Raw genomic sequence first — 18,892 nt, forward strand, 5'->3', positions numbered from 1 at the left:
CTTTTACGATTAAAAAAAAATTGTAGATTTGCGTATATCCTTAATTAAATTAATTAAACACTATGTTAACAATAATCCTTATAGTTGTAGCAGTTATACTTCTTACTACTGGCTTGGTTTGGCTTGTAGATAAATTTATTCCATCTAAATTCAAACCAGTACTAACTATATTACTTTGGATCTTAATTTTCTTTCTAGGCTACCAAACATTCATGTCAATTTATGAGCCTATTAAATTTAATGAAGTAAAAAACAAACGTTACCTACAAGTTATTGAGAACTTAATTGATATTAGAGATTCACAATTAGCGCACAGACAAGTTACAGGAAAATTTGCTGGAGATTTTGATGGTTTGGTAACATTTATTGATACCGCAAAATATACCATTACACAACGTCGTGACACAACAGTTATTGATAAAGAATTGACCAAACGATATGGTGGTGTTGAAACTGTAAAAGATAGTATCATTATCGATACATTAGGTTTTGTATCAGTTAGAGATTCACTTTTTGGTAGCTCTGATAGATATAAAACCATGATGAATGTTCCTACTGCCAAAGAAGGAACTAAGTTCACAATGAAAGCTGGATTTCTTGAAGAAGATGATGTAAGAATACCAGTTTTTGAAGCTTTTGTTAAGAAAGAGGATATTTTATATGACCAAGAAAGAGATTTGATTTTACAAGAAAATGAAGTCATTTCTGTTGATGGTGTAAACGGAGATGCATTGCGTGTAGGATCTATGGATGAAGTTAGCACCTCTGGAAACTGGCCTAAAACCTATGGTGATAGCGAATAATATTTCAGAAAAAGAAAATAATCTAGAACTGTCCATTCAAATTAGTTTGAATGGACTTTCTTTTTGTGTTTTAAACAAAAAACTAAATACCATTACTTTTTTAAAACGGTTCTACCAGAATAAGAAGGTTACACCTATCAAGATACTGGACACTTTAATTAATGCTTTTGAATCTGAAACAGAACTTCAAAAAGAGTTTAAAAACGTTTTAATTATTCATGACAATGAACTTTCAACGTTTGTACCCAAAAACTTATTTGATAGTAATCTTTTGGCAGATTATTTAAAGTTTAATTCCAAGATATTAAAGTCAGATTTCATAGCTTATGATGAGATCAAAACCAATGAGAGTGTTAATGTTTATGTCCCTTATGTGAATATAAATAACTACATCTATGAAAAGTTTGGAGCGTTTTCATATAAACATATTTCAACCATATTGGTCGAAAAAATTTTAGAAGCCGAAAAATATGCCCAAAACGATAAAGTATATGTGCATGTTGAACATTCGCAATTTAATCTTGTTGCTATTTCAAAAGGCAACCTGATACTTTACAATTCTTTTGAATATAACACTAAAGAGGACTTAATTTATTATTTACTCTTTACATTAGAACAGTTAGGTTTAAATCCTGAATCTATAGACGTCATATTGTTGGGTGATATTAAACTAAACGATAATGTTTATGACATTATCTACAAATATATAAGACATGTAAGTTTTGGAACCCGATTTGATGATTACAAATTTAAGAACGAGCCTGCTTCTAATCATTCTAATTTTCCACTAATACATAGTTTCTAATGCGTATTATATCAGGAACATACAAAGGAAGGCGTATTAATGCACCAAAAAAATTACCAGTCAGGCCAACGACTGATATGGCTAAAGAGGCTTTATTCAATATTCTTAATAATTTGTATTACTTTGATGATATTTCAGTGTTAGATTTATTTGCAGGTACGGGAAATATCAGTTATGAATTTGCCTCTAGAGGAACAAATAATATTACAAGTGTTGATGCCGATTATGGCTGCATCAAATTTATAAATGAAACTGCACATGATTTTGAAATGCCAATAAACACCATTAAGAGTGATGTTTTTAAATACCTAGAATCTGCCCGAAATAAAAACACCATTATTTTTGCCGATCCACCATATAATTTCTCATTAGATTTGTTTTCAAAAATTCCAGAGTTAGTATTTAACAATCAACTTTTAGAAGATTCTGGTCTATTAATCATTGAACATTCCAAACACACAAATTTATGTGAATTACCAAACTTTAGCTACTCCAAAAGTTATGGCGGCAATGTGTTTAGTTTTTTTGAAGCATCTTAAACCCAAATATTTTTTTCTCTAATTCGTTTTTTTTCAGTACTTTAGATTTCTCTTTATAGCACTCAATAATAAATAGCACATTACGCATCCCCTTTTTATTGAACACAACCGCTACATTGCTATGGTTAGTATTTGACTATTAATCAACAATTTTTCTAACCAAAACCATTAATTATGAAAATTTTTAAAAGAGGAATTATTTTCCACACACTCGTTTTATGTGCACTTTTTAGTGTTTCAGCACAAGACAGCCAACCAACCATGTTTACTGTGCATACAGACAACGTGAAATTTGACAAAATGATGCAGTATGAAGAAGCTGCAAAAGAACTTAAAAGTAATTTTGAAAAACACAACATAAAAAATGTAAGCTGGACAGCGTTAAGTATTGAAGATGGCCGCTATGTCTATGTTACTCCCATTAAAAACATGTCTGAACTAGACAAAAATATGATGGAAGATCTATATAAGAAGATGGGAGAAGATAAAGCTGATGCCCTTTTTGAGAAAATGAATGAGTGCTACGATTCTCACCATGACAATGTTGTTCATTACTTACCTGAAATGTCTTATCATCCTGAAAGCGAAGGCTCAATGGAAGGCAAGAATCATCGTGAATACCATTTTCTTTATTACGCACCAAAAAATGGAAAGGCCATGAAAGAAGGCATGAAAGATATTCAAGCTATGTTTCAAAAAAGAGGCATTAAAAATGGCTATAGCGTTTATCATAGTGGATTTGGAAGCGATGAAAGCTATTACATGGTGTCCATTTCTGGGAAAGACGGATTGGAAATAGCACAAAATGGTAAACTAAACGATGAAACTTTTACTGAAGAAGATCAAGCTAATTTCTTTAAGGTTATACAATCTACAACACGCTATGATAAAATAGAAGGGCGAGTGAGACCTGATTTAAGTTACCAACCAAAAAACTAAAAATAGATTAAACAAACTAAAACTCTCACATATGAAAAAACTTATCATTATGGCACTTGCATCTTTTATGATTGCTGCATGCCAAGATTCAGATCAGCGGTACACTCAACAATCTTCTGAGATTGAAACTGTAAAAAAGTTGATCAATAATTACAATAATAAAACGTATGATACCAGTATGTATGCTGATAGCTCAAAAACCTTTTACAATTCAAAAGATAAGAGTATGTCGCCATCTGAAACCATAGCCTATCATAAAGCTAATGACGAAAACTATTCATCCAGAGGTTTTATGAGTGAAGATCAAGACTATGAAATGGTTAAAACAGACGATGGTCATACTTGGGTTAATTGTTGGCTAGATTGGAAAGGCACGTTGGCACAAACAGGCAAAGAGGTTATAATTCCAATTCATTTAACCTACCGCTTTATTGACGGAAAAATAGTTAGAGAAGTCGGCATGTGGGATCCTACCGAAGTTGTTCTTGCCCTACAGGGTGTCAATTTTAAAAACAGTCCGGTAATGCAAGCTGTCAATAAGGTAGTAGAAGGCTGGAATGCTCATGATATCAGTAATCTAAAATCTGTATCGGTTGAAAATCTAACAAGATCTTCTAATGGCAACGTAGATGTCAATAATATTAATGAATATGAAGGCTTCATGAATACTTTTGTAACTGCTTTTCCTGATTTTAAAGTAGCAATTGATGATGCCGCAATGAGCGGAAACAAAGTATATTTAAATTGGACAGTCACAGGAACACATAATGGAGATTTTATGGGTAATGCACCAACTGGTAAGAAAATGAAATCACATGGTTTTAGTATTTGGACTATGAATGACGATGGAAAATTTACAAGAGAAGATGCTTACTATGATAATCTTGTATTGTATAACCAATTAGGCTTAAAGCCACCAAAAAAATAATAGCAATGCACTAACCAACCAACTTGTTATTATGTAAAAACCCTCTTAAAAAAGAGGGTTTTTTATGCTTGAGTAAATCTATAAGCCGAATTCTGTTACACAACACCAATAACTTGATGCCAGTACCTTATCATTTATCTGGATGTATTGTTACCAATACACTCTAGCTGCCTACCCTCCAACTATCGCACGTGCAGCGCTCAAACGTTGGTTTACATGACATTGCACCACATAGAGTTTACCTGGTTTCACTACAGCATGACCTGTACATTCTTTCTGTTGCACTTTTCCTAGCCTCGCGACTGGTGGCTGTTAACCACTATGTTTGCACTATGGTGTTCGGACTTTCCTCCAAGACAATAAATATCTTGACGATAAGGCGATTTACTACCGCAAAAGTAATTCATTTATTGTTAATAACTACTTTCAATTTCAGACTTCAAAATTCAGAAATCAGAATGGATTTTATATTTTTGTTATTCTAACAATTCTCAATGGAACATTTTGTTGTATCGGCTAGAAAATATAGACCACAAACATTTAAAGATGTTGTTGGTCAACAGGCCATTACCAATACGTTATTGAATGCTATTGAGAATAATCATTTAGCTCAAGCCTTATTGTTTACAGGACCGCGTGGAGTTGGAAAAACCACATGCGCAAGAATACTGGCAAAAATGATAAACAGTGATGGCAAAGAACGGGAAGATGAGGATTTTGCTTTCAATATTTTTGAACTAGATGCCGCTTCTAATAACTCTGTTGACGATATTAGGAATTTAACTGATCAGGTGCGTATTCCACCGCAAGTAGGCAAATACAAGGTGTATATCATTGATGAAGTCCATATGCTCTCACAGTCTGCTTTTAACGCCTTTTTAAAAACGTTAGAAGAACCACCAAAACACTGTGTATTTATTTTGGCAACAACTGAAAAGCATAAAATAATTCCAACAATTTTATCGCGCTGTCAAATTTTTGATTTTAAGCGTATCACAGTTACTGATGCCAAAGAGTACTTAAAATATATTGCTGAAGAACAAGGCATAGAAGCTGAAGATGATGCTCTTCATATCATTGCGCAAAAAGCTGATGGCGCTATGCGTGATGCGTTATCAATATTTGATCGAGTAGTGAGTTTCTCGGGAAAAAACCTTTCACGTCAAGCAGTAACCGAAAATTTAAACGTACTAGATTACGAAACTTATTTTAAAAGTACTAACTACATAATTGAAAATAAAATACCTGAATTACTTATTCAGTTCAATAATATACTTTCAAAGGGATTTGATGGTCATCATTATATAGCAGGTTTAGCTTCTCATTTTAGGGATTTACTAGTCTGTCAGAACTCTGAAACGGTTGTGCTTCTTGAAGTTGGTGATGAAACCAAAGAGAAATATTTAAAACAATCAAAACTAGCTTCAAAAGAATTTCTACTAAAAGGTATAGAACTGGCAAACGATTGTGATTTAAAATATAAAAGCAGCAAAAATCAACGCTTACTTGTTGAATTATGCCTTATGCAACTAGCCTCTATCAATTTTGATGGAGAAAAAAAAAATAATAAAAACTTCATAATTCCTGCTAGTTATTTTCAAAATAAAGGTATCAAACCTATAGCGGTTGATAGGCATAAGAAAATTGATAAACCTAACTCGCAAGAAATTCAAAAGGGACAAAGTAAAGAGGTAAATTCTGATGAAGAATTAATTAGCCAAAGTACCAATACGCCAACAGCTGTTATGGAGCCAAAACGACCAAAGATTTCTTTGGAAGTAAAAAAGAAAGCTACTTCAGGTCTATCATTAAGCAGTATTCGCGCAAAAAAGGAACACCAAATAAAACAAATGGAAGTTGTGGTAGATGAGACCAATCTACCTAAAGATCCTTTTACTGAAGAACAACTCATATCAACTTGGAACACCTACGTTAAACAACTTGAAAAAAATGGTCAGTTTAATTTAGCTTCTATCTTGTCAATTGATACACCAAAACTTACTGATACAACTATTAATCTTGAGTTTCCAAATGCCACAAATAAAGTTGAAGTTGAAAGGCAACAATATGATTTATTGGCGTTTATAAGAAAAGAATTAAATAATTTTGATATTTCATTGGCTATAACCATAAATGAGGTTATGGAAAAGCAGTATGCCTATACAGCTCAAGAGAAGTTTGAAAAACTTAAAGAAAAAAACCCAGCTATTTCTGTATTAAGAAAAACATTTGGCCTAGATATTTAATAATATGAAAAATATTTTTTGCTTTCTCATACTTGTACTATCTGCAGTTGTTTTGGCTTGTACTGATGGACAAGAGCGCACACATAAATCAGCACAAGAAATTTTACAGGAAAACAAACTATTAGATTCATTTTCTGAAAAGCAAGTAAAATTCATTCCAGAAGCTTACGCTGAAAAAACGACTGATACCGTTTTTGATAATGGCTACGAAGTTCATGTAAAAATGTACGCTGATATGAAAAACCATATTACCGTAAATTTGAATGGTGAAACGGTAAATTATAGAGATTTTAATTTAGATATTAAAGTCATAAAAGATAATAGGGCTATTCTTTCTTTAACTATTAGTAAAGACCATGACATTAATGAACAATTGAGTGATGATGTAGATTTAAATGAATACTATTTAAGAGATTTTTGGATTGCAAAAGAAAATAAGCATCACAAAGACATTCCTGGAATTTATTTTGAATATTATTCACCTACATCAAAAGATTCTATTATACAAGAAATATTACCATATCAGGAAAATGACATTAAATTTATGACTTCAGTCCTAACCAATTAAATATATGCTAGGCCTAAAACTTCCCACGGACCCAAGATGGGTAAACATTGTAGAAAAAAATATTGAAGATATTTTAACTGATCATGCGTATTGTGAGCAAAAAGCAGCAAGTACTGCCATATCACTTATTGTAAGCTTTCCTGAATATACAGAACTTGTACAAGAAATGATAGCCTTGGTTAAAGAAGAGATTAGTCATTTTAAAATGGTCCATGATAGAATTCTAGACAAGGGTTGGACTTTGGGTCGTGACCGCAAAGACGACTATGTTATTAAATTAGTAACCTTCTTTCCCAAAGGTGGTAGCAGAACGACACAATTAGTACATAGATTGCTGTACGCTGCATTAATTGAAGCAAGAAGCTGTGAACGCTTCAGATTACTATCTGAAGAATTACAAGATAAAGAATTGGCTGAATTCTACAGAAAACTTATGGTAAGTGAAGCTAATCATTACACCATGTTTCTAGGTTTTGCAAGGCAATATGGTAATAGAGAAGAAGTAGATAAAAAATGGCAAGATTTACTTGATTTTGAAGCCGAAATCATAAAGGATTTAGGTAAGAAAGAAACCATTCATGGGTAATTTGTATCTTTAGTCAAGATTCAACCTATTAATCATGAAGCAATTAGTATATGTTTTCGTTCTTCTTTTAAGTTTAGAACTTTCTGCTCAAGATATTATAGGTGAATGGTTTTTATACTCTATTACTATTGATGGTGATACCCAATCGAATACTTTTTCAAATGATTTTACAATTAATTTCATTGAAGATACTAACAATAATGAAATAAGCTTTGTAGGTCATGCTATCTGCAATGATTATGGTGGCACATTACCCAATGTAGATACGAGCATAACCATCGAGCTTAACTATTTTGACACCAATAATTGTGCTTATGAAGCTGAAAATCAATTTGAAGAAGATTATTTCTCGGTACTTCAATATAATAATCCAGCAATTTTCAACTATCATTTAGTAAGTGATAATCCGGGTTACAATAATAGAACGCTTACTATTACCAACGAAGATGGTGACATATTAACATTCGGTAAAGAACTGATAATCGAAGACAATCCTCTTGCTGGTGAATGGTTTTTGTATGAAATCTTAAATCCATCATCGTTTATTGATGAAATTCCCCAAATTGTAAGTATTGAGTTCATAAATAATACTGGTGTGACAGAAAACCCACTAATCATTAATGGAGTTTGTAATAGCTATACTAGTAATTATTTAACTCCTATTTACGAGAGTTCCTTCGCTCCTTTTGAACTTGATTGGACTCCTTCAGATTGCAGTTCTGATACTTTTAATATTGATATGCTATTACATGATCTCTTTAATCTGCAGTTTGAAGGAACATCAACTATAAATTATCAAATTACTGGTACAGGTAATGAAGCTCTTCTCGAAATTTCTCAAGTTCATTTCGGCCCTGGACATGCTGGCATTTTGTCTTATATTGGACGCTTTAGCAGACAGTTATTAAGTGTAGGCGATGTGAGTTCTAAAATGAACATAAGCATATTTCCAAATCCGACTGATGATTTCCTGCATGTTTCAAATTTAAAAGCATCACATTTAAACTATTCTATTTTCAGTACTGATTCAAAAAAAATCATTGATAATAAACCCGTAAATGGATCAAAAATTGGTGTGTCTTTTTTGGAAAAAGGAATATACATACTTCAAATAGGCAATCATTATTTTAAGTTTATAAAATTATTTTAAGTTTATAAAAAAGTAAAGCACAACTATTTAAAAAGCCTATGCTAGTTTAAATGAGATGTTTTTATTGGATTATTAGAAATACGTAGTAATTTTAAATGTTTGATTGGCTATGTGGTAATTTAAATTCAAGCTTACTACATAAAATTATTTACATTCTTTCCGATTTTACTAACTTGATGTAATGTTAAAATTTAAAATGGTTCACGACAGACTATTTTGCGTTGTTTTTGTTAGAGCGAAGTATCATGAAAATATTAGTTAGAAAAAACATTTATAAATAAAAAAACTCCAACACATTATCATGTATTGGAGTTAATTATAAAGTTGGTATTTAGTTAGATTTTTATACCTATACCAATTTGGATATTCGTGTTTTTTGCTTCTAATCCAGCTGGGTTATCGTCTAAAATATTTGTAATACCATAATGGTATCTAGCATCAATAAAGATCTCATCAGTCACCATATATTCAAAAGCGCCAACACCGGAAAAACCAAAGTTTCTATAACCATCTTCAAACTCATGCACCTTAACACCTACTAGAGGTCCTGCACCTAATGCTATTTTGCTACCAATTCTAAATTTAACTAAAATCGGAGCTTGAATATAATCTACTCGTAAAGATCTGTCTTTCGCACCTTCAGCAGAAAACTGTAATTCAGGAGCCAAAGCTATGGCTGCTGATAAATCGTATTCTCCAAAAACACCAATAGCAAAACCATTCCTATGCTGATTATCAAAGGTAGGGTATGGCTCGAAGTCTAAATTTGAAATATTATAGCCAACACGTAAACCATATTTAGCGTTTTGGGCATAAGACATTGAAGCTACAATTATAAAGGTCAATAATAGTATTGTTTTTTTCATAATTACATATTTTAATAGGTTCGTTTATACTGATTTAGATGTGGCTAATATAATTTAATTTGTGAAATATCATATATTAAAAAGACAAACTGCCTGATTTTTACTGTGTATTACTTGAAACCGTATCATAGTAAATGCTTTTAATAATTCCATCGGCTAGACCAATTTTAGGTACATAAATGTCTTTTGCTCCACTCCATTTCATTGCAGATAAATAAATTCTAGTCGCTGGTATGATAACATCTGCCCTATCCTGATTTAGATCTAATTCTGTGATACGTTCTTCATATGAATAGGATTGAAGCATGTTATAATAAGAGGTTAGATAAAAATAAGTCAATGGTTTCCCTAATGCTTTCCCTGAAATTTTAAATATTTTATTAATATTCCCACCAGATCCTATCACATCTATCTTTTCATAAATAGCCGTATGTTCTTTTATCCAAACCTCTAGCTCATTCCAAGTTTCTTTTTTAACGATATCATTTAGAAGTCTAACAGTTCCTATCTTAAACGAGCGTGATGTTATGGTTTTACCTAGATGAATCACGGTAAACTCGGTACTTCCTCCACCTACATCCACATATAGATAGGTTTTGTTGTCGTCTATAAAGGAATGTAAATCTGTAGCTGCTATAATAGCTGCCTCTTCTTCACCTCCAATAATATCAATTTTTATATCAGTAGCAGCTAAAATGGCATTTGCAAGCTTTTCACCATTAGAAGCTTCGCGCATAGCTGATGTGGCACAAGCCTTATACTTCTCAACCTTATGAGATTTCATGAGTAACTTAAAAGCTTCCATGGTATCCAGCATACGTTCCTTATTGACTTTAGATATTTTTCCTTTTAAAAATACATCAGCTCCTAAACGGATTGGAACTCGAACCAATGAGCTTTTTTTAAATCTTGGCGTCTTACCTTTTTCTTCTATAATATTAGCTATCAACAATCTAATGGCATTTGAACCAATATCAATAGCTGCATACTTTTTTATTGAAAGCATTTACTCTCTTAATTTATTTAAATAATATTCGTAGGTAGCAAATTGCGCACGAACTATAGGTTTTTTTCGCTTTTTATATTCATTGTTTTGCGTATCATTCAAAATACGTGCTTTTACGTTGGCACTCCAACAAATATTAAAATTATCAATTAATTCCTGTTTGATATCTTCATTATAAATAGGACAACTTACTTCTACCCTATTTTCAATATTACGTGTCATCCAATCAGCTGAAGATATATAAATCTTAGCATCGCTATCATCTCCAAAGATATAAAGACGCGAATGTTCTAGAAATTTATCAACAATACTTATAACTTCAATATTCTCACTCATCCCTTTAATCCCAGGAATTAAGCAGCAAATACCGCGAACTACCATTTTTATCTTTACGCCTGCTCGACTCGCTTCATAAAGTTTGTCAACCATTTTATAACTGGACAAACTGTTCATTTTTAAACGAATACCAGCTGGCTTGCCTAATTTTACTTTAATAATTTCTGTATCAATAAGCTTATAAAATGCTTTTTCAGAGTAATGAGGTGATGTAATAATATGCTTATACCTAAAAATCCTATAATTGGTTTCAAAAAAGTTGAATACTTTATTTATGTCTTTTAGTATTTTTTGATCTGCCGTAAAAAGGGTGTAATCCGTATATATTTTAGCAGTAGATTCATTAAAATTACCTGTACTTATAAATCCATATCTTCTACTTTTACCATCTTCTTCACGCTCAATTACACACATCTTACTGTGAACTTTTAATCCTTGAACTCCAAAGAAAAGGTTAACACCTTCCTGCTGCATTTGTTCAGCATAGTCTATGTTTGCTTGTTCGTCAAATCTCGCTTGAATTTCTATAGAAACCGTAACTCTTTTACCATTTTTGGCAGCATTTATCAGAGAACTTGCTACATGTGAAATTTGAGCCAATCTGTAAATTGTTATTTTTATTGTTGTGACTTTAGGGTCCAGGGCAGCTTCCCTTAAAAACTTAACCACATAAGAAAAGGTGTGGTAAGGTGTATGTATTAAATAATCTTTCTTTTTAATGGTTTGAAAAATACTCGTTTCAAGGCTTAAATCTTTTACTGGTAAAGGTTCTATTTTATCGTATAACAAATCATTTCTGCCCAAACTTGGAAAATCCATATAATCTCTACGATTATGGTAGCGACCACCTGGTATAATACTGTCTGTTGACTCAATTCCCATTTTATCCATTAAAAAAGACAGTGTTTTTTTGTCAATGGTTTTATCATAAACAAACCTGACTGGCTCTCCTATTTGTCTGTGTTTTACACTATCAGAAATTTTTTCAATAAAACTTTTACTTAAATCACTCTCTAAATCCAACTCACCGTCACGTGTTATTTTGATCATATGCGCACTAATACTTTCATAATTGAAAATATTAAAAATATCATGTAAACAATAGCGTAATAAATCATCAAGCATCATGATGTAGCTATTACCTTCAGATTCCGGTAGCACCACAAAACGGTTCATACTTTTTGAAATTTCAATTAGAGCATATTGATTGCTATCATCCTTCAAATCTAGTTTTACAGCCAAATAAGCAGCACTATCCTTAAGATTGGGTAATTCAACTGTATCACTTAATATTATGGTAACTAAAGCAGGACTAACTTTTTGAATAAAATAATTTTTAATAAAATTATGTTGGTCAGGTTTAACTTGGGTTTCATTAATCATAAAGATATTTTCGGCCTCCAATTTTTTATGAATCTTACTCAATATCTCTAAACTATCACTCTGCTGCTTGATTACTATTTGAGTGATAATATCTAACAATTCATTAGATTTTATACCTCCTAACTCGCTTTTCCCTCCCTTACCAGCTTCAACAATGCGCTTTACAGTTGCGTAGCGGACTTTAAAGAATTCGTCTAAATTATTTGAAAAAATACCCAGAAACCTCAACCTTTCAATTAATGGAACGGTCTCATCATCTGCCTCTTGCAAAACTCTGGCATTAAATTGTAGCCAACTTACTTCACGATTAATGTATCTATTTTGCGGTTCTTCTTTTGTCATTAAGCTTTCAGTTTATATTACAAATATATTTCATTTTTAATAGCTTAAAGGATAAGTATTGATAATTTGAAAAAAAAGCATTTTTGTAGTATTTTTAATACAAATAGTGTTGTTTGTCGTAAAAATTATACACTTTATTGTGTAAAAAACTAAAAAATCAGTTGTATATTTTAATAAATTGTATAGATTTGCCTCAAAGGAATAATTTAAATAATATTAATTATGAAAACTAAACTACTTGTTTTTTGTGCTATTTTTTTTCTAACGTTAAGCACCAATATCTTTTCCCAAGATAAACCTCAAGGTATTATCAGTCAAAAAGTGGCTATAAAAAAATACCATGATAGAGACGAATTGAACCAAATGAATAAAGGTGAACTTTTAGATTTATATACGGAGCGTATAGAAGTAATTGTAAAAATTCTTCCAAATATTGCTTTTACAAATAAACCTGGTGTAACCATAAAAGATTTAGGAATTCCAGACACAAAAGAACACAGAAAAGCACTTGAAGAAAATAAAGAAGCTGCAAGTGACTATTTTGACAATACCATTGAGTTCCAGACAAAAATTCTTCCTTATTCTGATAAAACCAACTTAATAGCTGCTATTTTGTTTTATGAACAAACTTTAAAATCATTACATACTTATAATGAGTTTAACGAATATTAATAAGTAACTGAATTTTAAAATAAAAAATCCTCTGAATGAATCAGAGGATTTTTTATTTTATGGACGAAGATATATCCCATAAAGAATGACCAAATAGTAAAGGTTTTTATCAATCATTCTTACTGGTTATATACCTTGTTTCACTAAAGAATTTTCAACCATCGGATTGAAACACATCGCAAAGTCTTCAATAAAGTGTTTATTCTGTAAGTTTTTACTTTCAAATAATATTAAAAAGTGTATTTCATCGATATTTTTTGTCTTTAAAAGAGTTTTTCCATATGTTTGACACTAAAGAAACCCAAAAATAAATATTGATAAAAAATCTACTTTACTATGAAAAATTTTACTCAAATTTTATGCTTATTCCTTTTAGCTTTTGGAAGCATAAACGCCCAACAAGAGAAAGGCATAGTTGGTTATAATAATTGGATGTCATCATGGACAGAGTTTCAGCCGAATAAAGTTGATTATGGTGAGCCTACCCAAATTCTTAGTGGTGATATAACCGAAGACACCAAACTTTTAAAGAAAAACACTTATTTATTATTAGGTAGTGTGTTTGTTACAGACAGCACAACCCTTACTATAGAACCAGGTACAGTAATCATTGGAGATTTTAAAACCAATGGATCTTTAACAATAAGTAATGGTTCAAAAATAATTGCCGAAGGTCTAGAAACTGATCCTATTATTTTCACGTCTAATAGAGGTGTAAAAAAGCAAGGAGATTGGGGTGGTATTTTTATTCTAGGAGATGCACCTACTAATAAGTTTGGAAACGAGTCAGCCATCGATTTTGGTCTAAAACCATCATCTTACAAAAACGTTAGCTATGGTGGCGATTGCCCAGACAGTAATTCGGGTATCTTAAAATATGTTCGCATAGAATATGCAGGAAAAAGGACTAAAGAATATGGCTATTTTAGTGGTTTAACACTAGCTGGTGTAGGTCACCAAACAGTTATTGAAAATGTAATGGTTAGTTATTCTTATGGAAATTCTTTCAGTGTAATTGGTGGTGAAGTAAAATTAGATAAAACAATCTCTAATAGATGTAGCCGTAATGATTATGAATTTAATTTTGGTACACAATGTAAAATAACCAATTCTATTGCTATAAGAACACCTTATATTTCAGGTTCTGAAGGTTCAAAATGTATGTATGTTGCTTCATATGATAACCTTGATAAGGTTGATTTAACTAAAAAGAGAACCGATGTTCAAGCTGAAAACATGACTTTAGTAAATGTTAGTAATAATTTAACTAATGATATAGAAATTGGTCTAGTAAAAGAAGCGCTATACATTGCACCCGAAACTTATGTTTCTTTGAATAAAACTGTTATTTCAGGGTTTAATCCAGCTGTGATATTGGACGAAGAAATTAAAATCAATAATAAAAGTTTAGATCGCATAAAATTTAGAGAAATGTATTTCAATAATTGTAATGGAAACATTTTTACAAAAGGTCATTCTAATAATGATGATTTGGAAAATTGGTATGGTAACAGCATATTCCAGAATGTCTATTCTAAAGGTGATGACAAAGAAACCTTTATTGATTTAAAAAACCCCAAACGCCCAGATTTTAGATTAAGAATCAATAAAATTATTGCTTCTAATGATTAAAACAAATCTATTAGAGGAGTAACAATTACAATTGTGCTCCTCTTTATAATATTAATTGGCTTACCCAAATCCACCTAATTAAACCTTAAACTACTATTGAATGCACAACTTTACTATCTCAAGAAAATTGTATGTTATTATTTGCTTGTTTGCTCTAATTAATAGTGCGAATGGGCAAATAGTTATTGGTACACCTAACTTGGGGTTTAGTCAGGCATGTGCTAGTGAGTCCTTCAATTCTTATAATACAACCTTTGTATTTTCCCCAGAATCAAACTTAGAAGCCTCAAACCAATTTATAATAGAAATGTCTGATGCCAATGGTGATTTCACTGACCCAACAGTCTTATTTACATCTGCTGCTGGTTCGGTTACAACTTCGCCTGCTACTTTAAGTTTCTCAATACCAAATACAACAGCTGGTGAAGGATATAAAATAAGAATAAAAAGTACTGCACCTGCTGCAACAAGTGCGAGATCAGCAGCTTTTGCTGCTTATTACAAAATCCAAGATAGTCCTTTTACAATAAACAATTTAGTGTCAACTGGAGCTTTTTGTTCAGGTGGCAGTTACTTGCTAACCATTGATAATCCAGGTACAGGTGATAATGATTCTCCTTTGAATTACCCGTCACTTACTTTTAACTGGTTTAAAGAAACTAGTCAAACTACTTCAGTTTTTGTATCGCAAGGAGAAACATTAGATGTTACTGAAGAAGGCACTTATTTTGCTGAAACTAATTATGGTACTTGTACTTCTGATTCTTTCTCAAACCGAGTAACCATTACTGAAGTGAATTCAGGTCAAGCTGATGTTACAATTAGTTCAAGCTTGGGAAATCCATTTTGTCCAGACCAAGGTTTAACAACATTAAGTACTATAAGTGGTAATAGTTACCAATGGTTTAAGGATGGTAATGCCATATCCAATGCAACAGGACAAATGTATCAAACTGATGAATCTGGAGTGTACTCAGTACAAGTCGATTTAGGCAGTTGCTCCGCTTCTGGATCCATTGATTTAGTAAGTGAATTATTTGAAGCAACAATTAATGTTGATGAAGAAAACACTATTGAAATTGGTGAAACATTAACTGTTATTATTTCATCAACTGCCATAAACCCACAATATCAATGGTACTTAAATAGTAATTTGATTTCTGATGCTACAAGTGACATGTATGATGCCACTGAATATGGTGATTATACGGTAGTTGTTTCAGAAAGTACTGGTTGTGAAGGTTCAAGAGAATTTATGTTTACAATTAATGAGCCAATTGACCCATTTCCAGATGTTGAAAAAATTCCAAATGTTATCAGTCCGAATGGTGACAGCGTCAATGATACATGGGTAATTCCAAATATATATGTCAATGGAACCAATACTGAAGTTTTGATAATGACCAATCAAGGAAAGGTTGTTTTAAAAACCAACAATTACCAAAACAATTGGCCAGAAAACCAATTAAACCAAACTAGTATAAACCAAGTTTATTATTACATCATAACAACACAAGACAACGAAACAAAAAAAGGTTCTATAACCATTATAAAGTAACATGAAAGCAATTGTGCTAACCATATTATTTTTCTGCACTACGCAGTTTTTCTATTCTCAAGAAGAGGATGGTGTGGTTTCTCTTGCTTTACCAATACGGAATTCTTTAACCTATAATCAATATGCCATTAACCCTACATTTAGTTTTGTAAGACAGCAAAACAAATACATCAGTATTACCAATAAAAGAGAATGGATTCAATTTGATAATGCACCACTTACCTATTTGGCAAGTTACTCAGGAAGGTTCAGAGAAAATATTGGTATTGGCGTTGGTTTATTTCAACAAAACTATGGTGTACTTACAACATTTGGTGGTATTGTAAACTTCGCTTATAATGCACAGTTAAATAGGGACAGCAATTTAACATTCGGTATCAATGTTGGCGCATATAGCAGCGGCATTAATAATGGAAACGTAGTTACCAATAATCCGGATCCATCTTTAGATAATATTCCATCTAACTTTTTATTAAGTGTAAGCCCAGGAATAAATTACGGTACTGCATTTGTTGATTTTGGTGTCACAATAAACAATGCTATTCTATATAACTTCAGTACTTCAGAATTAATTCAAGATAACCCTGAACAAGGTATTCAAGGTCATATAATGTACACTGGTTACATGTATAGTAATAGTTTTATTGATGAAAGTAAGTTTACAGGGCTTGCTAGAGTAGAATTTAGAGATGAAAACACAAACATTACCGGAACAGCTATGCTAACGATTCCAATGGGTATTTGGGCACAAGTTGGATACAGTAGTTTATATGGATTACATGGTGGTTTTGGTCTAAATATTACCCAACAAATTTCTATAGAATATAATTATGAAAAAGCCATGGGTTCATTATCAAATTTTGGTTCAGCTCATGAGCTAACTTTAGCATATAAGTTTACCAACAAAGAGCGCTATGATTACAGCCGTGAAGATGATGTAAGTGGTTTATTCACTACAAATAAAAAGAAGAAAAACACAGCAAAACCAACCAATACCAAAGCTGAAGCTAACAGAAAAGCATCTGCAATTGCTAAAGCTGAAGCTGAAGAACAAGCACGTATTACGGCTGAAGCTAAAGCACAACAGGAAGCCCAAGAACAAGCACGTATTGCTGCGGAAGCTAAAGCGCAACAAGAAGCTCAAGAACAAGCGCGTATTGCGGCTGAAGCTAAAGCTCAAGAACAAGCTCAAGAACAAGCACGTATTGCTGCGGAAGCTAAAGCGCAACAAGAAGCCCAAGAACAAGCACGTATTGCTGCGGAAGCTAAAGCTCAACAGGAAGCTCAAGAACAAGCGCGTATTGCGGCTGAAACTAAAGCTCAACAGGAAGCTCAAGAACAAGCACGTATTGCTGCGGAAGCTAAAGCGCAACAAGAAGCTCAAGAACAAGCACGTATTGCGGCTGAAGCTAAAGCGCAACAAGAAACCCAAGAACAAGCGCGTATTGCTGCTGAAGCTAAAGCGCAACAAGAAGCCCAAGAACAAGCACGTATTGCTGCGGAAGCTAAAGCGCAACAAGAAGCTCAAGAACAAGAACGTATTGCTGCGGAAGCTAAAGCGCAACAAGAAGCTCAAGAACAAGAACGCATTGCTGCTGAAGCTAAAGCACAACAAGAAGCCCAAGAACAAGCTAATGAAAATATCATTCCAGAAGCTACTGATGCACTTGCAAAATCAATGAATGATTTAGCAAATGAAACTGAAAACTCCAAAGAAGTGCAAGCTGATCTTTTGAATGAGTTAAAGGCTGTGGTTGCTAGTAAAGATCAAGATCTTAAAGACTTAAAAGAAGAAAACGATTTAAGCGAACAAGGTATTTATATGGAACCTAAACCTTTTAAAAGTATTTCTGCTGAAAATGCAAAATTAGAGGCTATCAAATCAGATTTAGACAATGCCATAAAATCACGTAGTTCAAAAATCAAAGAGCTAGAAGAACTTTATGAGCAAAGACAACAAATTGATACTATTGAAATGGATGAAGTGAGTTTGTTCTATAAAAAGACCATTCAGAAATTAAAATCTGAACAAGCCACAGCAATAAAAACAAAAACTGATTTAGAAGCACAGTTAATTGACATTAAGGTAGCAACCGATTATGAAAGAAAACGTAGAATTAAGCGTGCAGCCTATAAAAATGAAGAAGATAGATACTCTCAAGACAGAGCGACTTTAAAAGCTATCAAAGAGAATACAGAATTAAGTTCAGAACCACTGACAAAAGAAGATTTCGATTTTGGAGAAGAACGCAGTGGAAATATTGAAATAATGAAGAATGTGGCAAATGTTGATGAAGGTTATTATATGATTTTAGCTGTTCATAACGACGTTAGCAAAAGGGACGAGTTCTTAAGAAAAGCTGTAGCATCAGGAGAAAGCAATATCAACTTCTTCTACGATGTAAACACGAGTAAGTATTACATCTATGCAAACAAATTTGATAACATAAACGAAGCAAACCAAGCACAAAAAACTAAAGGATCAAAAGCATACAACAACAAAATGTCGATTGTAAAAATCGAAGATTAAAAT

General features: G+C 32.4%; 16 protein-coding genes and 1 other RNA gene. 13 read left to right on the top strand and 4 right to left on the bottom strand.

Translation table 11 applies throughout. The features are described from left to right. The first annotated feature begins 62 nt into the window (after nucleotides 1-62). From HGK31_RS14045 to HGK31_RS14065, 5 genes are all read left to right on the top strand, one after another. Complete coding sequence (locus tag HGK31_RS14045) at nucleotides 63-803, top strand: hypothetical protein (protein ID WP_191860919.1); 741 nt, start codon at nucleotides 63-65, stop codon at nucleotides 801-803. Next, nucleotides 751-1,608: a DUF3822 family protein gene (locus HGK31_RS14050; RefSeq protein ID WP_233451138.1), complete on the top strand. Its 858-nt coding sequence runs from the start codon at nucleotides 751-753 to the stop codon at nucleotides 1,606-1,608. Before HGK31_RS14045 ends, HGK31_RS14050 begins: the two co-directional genes overlap by 53 nt. Next, nucleotides 1,608-2,147: an RsmD family RNA methyltransferase gene (locus HGK31_RS14055; RefSeq protein WP_191860921.1), complete on the top strand. Its 540-nt coding sequence runs from the start codon at nucleotides 1,608-1,610 to the stop codon at nucleotides 2,145-2,147. Before HGK31_RS14050 ends, HGK31_RS14055 begins: the two co-directional genes overlap by 1 nt. 174 nt (nucleotides 2,148-2,321) lie before the next feature. Continuing rightward, a complete protein-coding gene (locus HGK31_RS14060) occupies nucleotides 2,322-3,086 on the top strand; it encodes a hypothetical protein (protein WP_191860923.1) in 765 nt (254 codons plus the stop codon). A gap of 31 nt (nucleotides 3,087-3,117) precedes the next feature. Next, nucleotides 3,118-4,014 (top strand): ester cyclase, encoded by an 897-nt coding sequence (locus HGK31_RS14065; protein WP_191860925.1) that lies wholly within the window; start codon nucleotides 3,118-3,120, stop codon nucleotides 4,012-4,014. 65 nt (nucleotides 4,015-4,079) lie between these two features. On the opposite strand, the gene rnpB is transcribed toward HGK31_RS14065, so the two are convergent. After that, nucleotides 4,080-4,405, bottom strand: an RNA gene (gene rnpB, locus HGK31_RS14070) — RNase P RNA component class A. A 103-nt stretch (nucleotides 4,406-4,508) separates the two neighbouring features. Here rnpB and HGK31_RS14075 point away from each other — a divergent pair. Genes HGK31_RS14075 through HGK31_RS14090 form a run of 4 tightly spaced genes read left to right on the top strand, consistent with a single transcriptional unit; the run spans nucleotide 4,509 to nucleotide 8,564 of the window. Beyond that, nucleotides 4,509-6,260: a DNA polymerase III subunit gamma/tau gene (locus HGK31_RS14075; RefSeq protein WP_191860927.1), complete on the top strand. Its 1,752-nt coding sequence runs from the start codon at nucleotides 4,509-4,511 to the stop codon at nucleotides 6,258-6,260. 4 nt (nucleotides 6,261-6,264) lie between these two features. Continuing rightward, nucleotides 6,265-6,828: a hypothetical protein gene (locus tag HGK31_RS14080; RefSeq protein WP_191860929.1), complete on the top strand. Its 564-nt coding sequence runs from the start codon at nucleotides 6,265-6,267 to the stop codon at nucleotides 6,826-6,828. A gap of 4 nt (nucleotides 6,829-6,832) precedes the next feature. After that, nucleotides 6,833-7,414: a tRNA-(ms[2]io[6]A)-hydroxylase gene (gene miaE / locus HGK31_RS14085; protein WP_191860931.1), complete on the top strand. Its 582-nt coding sequence runs from the start codon at nucleotides 6,833-6,835 to the stop codon at nucleotides 7,412-7,414. Between the two features lie 34 nt (nucleotides 7,415-7,448). After that, nucleotides 7,449-8,564, top strand: coding sequence for a T9SS type A sorting domain-containing protein (locus tag HGK31_RS14090; protein WP_191860933.1), 1,116 nt, complete (start codon nucleotides 7,449-7,451; stop codon nucleotides 8,562-8,564). 335 nt (nucleotides 8,565-8,899) lie between these two features. On the opposite strand, the gene HGK31_RS14095 is transcribed toward HGK31_RS14090, so the two are convergent. The 3 genes from HGK31_RS14095 to ppk1 all read right to left on the bottom strand — a co-directional run bounded on the left by HGK31_RS14095 (nucleotide 8,900) and on the right by ppk1 (nucleotide 12,497). Continuing rightward, complete coding sequence (locus tag HGK31_RS14095; protein WP_191860935.1) at nucleotides 8,900-9,430, bottom strand: porin family protein; 531 nt, start codon at nucleotides 9,428-9,430, stop codon at nucleotides 8,900-8,902. Nucleotides 9,431-9,530: 100 nt separating this feature from the next. After that, on the bottom strand, nucleotides 9,531-10,436 hold the full coding sequence (locus tag HGK31_RS14100; protein WP_191860937.1) for a Ppx/GppA phosphatase family protein: 906 nt from the start codon (nucleotides 10,434-10,436) through the stop codon (nucleotides 9,531-9,533). Further along, complete coding sequence (ppk1, locus tag HGK31_RS14105) at nucleotides 10,437-12,497, bottom strand: polyphosphate kinase 1 (protein WP_191860939.1); 2,061 nt, start codon at nucleotides 12,495-12,497, stop codon at nucleotides 10,437-10,439. 222 nt (nucleotides 12,498-12,719) lie between these two features. On the opposite strand from ppk1, the gene HGK31_RS14110 reads away from it, so the two are divergent. From HGK31_RS14110 to HGK31_RS14125, 4 genes are all read left to right on the top strand, one after another. After that, entirely contained in the window at nucleotides 12,720-13,169 is a 450-nt protein-coding gene (locus HGK31_RS14110; protein ID WP_104735913.1) for a hypothetical protein, read from the top strand. A gap of 336 nt (nucleotides 13,170-13,505) precedes the next feature. Then, nucleotides 13,506-14,801 (top strand): hypothetical protein, encoded by a 1,296-nt coding sequence (locus HGK31_RS14115; RefSeq protein WP_191860941.1) that lies wholly within the window; start codon nucleotides 13,506-13,508, stop codon nucleotides 14,799-14,801. 100 nt (nucleotides 14,802-14,901) lie between these two features. Further along, on the top strand, nucleotides 14,902-16,359 hold the full coding sequence (locus HGK31_RS14120; protein WP_191860943.1) for a T9SS type B sorting domain-containing protein: 1,458 nt from the start codon (nucleotides 14,902-14,904) through the stop codon (nucleotides 16,357-16,359). 1 nt (nucleotide 16,360) lies between these two features. Next, nucleotides 16,361-18,889 (top strand): PorP/SprF family type IX secretion system membrane protein, encoded by a 2,529-nt coding sequence (locus tag HGK31_RS14125; RefSeq protein WP_191860945.1) that lies wholly within the window; start codon nucleotides 16,361-16,363, stop codon nucleotides 18,887-18,889. Nucleotides 18,890-18,892 lie beyond the last annotated feature (3 nt).

The sequence above is a fragment of the Hanstruepera ponticola genome, assembly GCF_012931685.1.
Taxonomy (GTDB): Bacteria; Bacteroidota; Bacteroidia; order Flavobacteriales; family Flavobacteriaceae; genus Hanstruepera; species Hanstruepera ponticola.